Origin of the sequence: Nonomuraea sp. NPDC049141, assembly GCF_040648415.1 — a bacterium.
GTDB lineage: Bacteria > Actinomycetota > Actinomycetes > Streptosporangiales > Streptosporangiaceae > Nonomuraea.
Genome location: NZ_JBEZDR010000111.1, coordinates 1 through 2,816 on the forward strand (window position 1 = coordinate 1; position 2,816 = coordinate 2,816).

Sequence of the window (2,816 nt, forward strand, 5' to 3'; positions counted from 1 at the left end):
TTCATCGGCGGACAAGGACTAGCCCACGGCTACCACCACCAACCAGCCCTCACCGCCCAACGCTTCATCGCCAACCCCCACACCAGCGACGGCTCACGCCTCTACCGCACCGGCGACCTGACCAGACACGACCCCCACGGCAACATCCACTTCCTCAGCCGCACCGACCACCAAGTCAAAATCCGCGGCCACCGCATCGAACCCGCCGAAATCCAGCACGCCCTGACCAGCCACCCCCACATCGCCGCAGCCCTCGTCACCACCCACCACACGGGACCCGAGGCCGAAAGCGGCAACGCCGGCACCGGCCAGCGGCTCATCGCCTACCTCGTTCCGGCCGACCCCGCCCACGGCATTCCTGCCACCGATGATCTGCGGTCTTATCTGGCGGCCGGTTTGCCGGATTACATGATCCCGTCGGTGTTCATCGAACTGGCCGCCTTCCCGCTGTCCCCCAACGGCAAGATCGACCGAGCCGCCCTCCCCGCACCGGACGGCAGCCGCCCCGACCTCACCGACAGCTACCAGCCGCCGACCACCCCCACCGAACAACTCCTGGCCGGTATCTGGGCTGACCTGCTCGGTGTGGATCAGGTCGGGGTCCGGGACAACTTCTTCGATCTTGGCGGGCACTCTCTGCTGGCCACGCAGGTCGTCTCTCGTGTCCGTGCGGTTCTAGGGGTGGATTTGCCTCTGGCGGTGTTGTTCGATCAGCCGACCGTCGCTGGTTTGGCGCCGCTTGTGGATGGGGCGAGCGGCAGTGATCGGCCCCCGATCCTGCCGGTCGGCCGTGATCAGCCGTTGCCGCTGTCGTTCGCGCAGCAGCGGTTGTGGTTCTTGGCCCAGCTCGATCCCGGCTCGGCCGAGTACAACACTCCCACCCTTATTCCGTTGCCGGGCGACCTCGACATTCCCGCTCTGCGTGCCGCCCTTACCGCGCTGGTGGAGCGGCATGAGGTGTTGCGGACCCGGCTGGTTGCCGATGCCGGCGGCATCCCGCATCAGATCATCGATCTGCCGACCGGCTTCGACCTTCCGGTCATCAACGTGGCCGGCGAACAGGAAGCTCAGGCGCTGATCGCCGCCGATGCCGCGACGCCGTTCGATCTGGCGGCCGGTCCGCTGCTGCGTGGCAGCCTGCTGCGGTTGAACGGCGGGGAGCACGTCTTGGCCTTGTGCATGCATCACGTCATCTCCGATGAGTGGTCGGCCAAGATCTTCCATCGGGAGTTGAACGCTCTCTATGAGGCGTTCCATGTCGGCCGTCCGTCTCCGCTGGAGCCGCTGCGGGTTCAGTACGCCGATTTCGCTGTGTGGCAGCGTTCCTGGCTTACCGGCGAGAGGCTGGAGGATCAGCTTGGCTACTGGCGGCGCCGGCTGGCTCGGCCGCCGGTGCTGGATCTGCCCACTGACCGGCCGCGCGCGGCGGTGCGGGACACCGCTGGTGCCGCTTTGGACTTCCACGTCGGCTCTGAGGTGGTTGAGGGGTTGCAGGCGTTGTCGCGTCGTACGGGCGCGACGATGTTCATGACGTTGCTGGCGGCTTACACCGTGCTGCTCGGTAAGTACACGCGTCAGGATGATGTGCTGGTCGGTACGCCGGTGGCCAACCGCAACCAGGGCGAGACCGAGGATCTGATCGGGTTCTTCATCAACACTCTGGTGCTGCGGGCTGATCTGTCGGGCGATCCGACCTTCACCGATCTGCTGCACCAGGTGCGCGCCACCGCGTTGGCGGCTTACGGTCATCAGGATCTGCCGTTCGAGCAGCTCGTCGATGAACTCGGTATCGAGCGTGACCGCTCCCGCACGCCGCTGTTTCAGACCCTGTTCAACTACATCACGCCGGACCACGATCAGGCCGACCGCGATCAGGCCGACCGCGATCAGGCTGACCATGACTCGGCGGGTCGGGATCAGGCAGCGTTGGAAGCGGGGTCGGGGGATGGGCTTGGCGGGTTGGCTCGTCATGCTCTGTATGACCTGACGGTGAGTTTGGCTCCGCGCGGGGCTGCTGGTCTGGGTGGTGCGGTGGAGTACAGCACCGCGTTGTTCGAGCGGGTCACGATCGAGCGGTTGGTCGCTCATCTGCAGGTGTTGCTGGCTGCGGTGGCGGCTGATCCGGATCGGCCGTTGTCGGCGTTGCCCATTCTCACCCCTGCTGAGCGGCGGCAGCTGACCGCTACCTGGACCAGCCATCCCGCCCTCGCGGAAACCGGTAGCGACGCTGGTGTTCATGAGTTGATCGCTGGTCAGGCTGTCGCGCATCCGGCCCGGATCGCGGTGTGGTGTGAGGGGGCCGGGCTCAGCTATCGCGAGTTGGATGAGCGCGCCAACCGGCTGGCTCACCATCTCCTCGCTTTGGGCGCCGGTCCGGAGAGCGTGGTGGGGCTGCATCTGGGGCGCGGCGCTGAGTTGATCGTGGCGATCCTCGCGGTGTGGAAGGCGGGTGCGGCTTATCTTCCGCTGGATGCCGCTTATCCCGCGGGTCGGCTCGCGCACATGCTGGCCGACAGCCGGGCCGGTCTCCTGCTCACCGACAACCCCGCCGAAAGCCCGCAGGTCCCGACCGGGGTGCACGTGGTGACGCTGGATGCGACAGCACTGCACGACTACCCCGCTGCTGCGCCGGCGGTGATCGTGCAGGCTGGGCAGAGTGCGGCGGTCATCTACACCTCCGGCTCGACCGGGCAGCCCAAAGCCAGCCCGCTCGCCCACGCCAACCTCACCGCCCTGCACACCGCCTGGTCACACACCCACTACCAGCCCGGCCACGAGCATCGATGGCTCAGCCTGACCAACATCAGCTTCGACGT

Annotated in this window: 1 protein-coding gene; it reads left to right on the forward strand. The window is 66.7% G+C overall.

What is annotated here, in order from left to right; translation table 11 throughout:
- A partial coding sequence (locus AB0B91_RS64820) for a condensation domain-containing protein (protein WP_358342956.1) occupies window positions 1-2,816 on the forward strand: 2,816 nt, incomplete at both ends.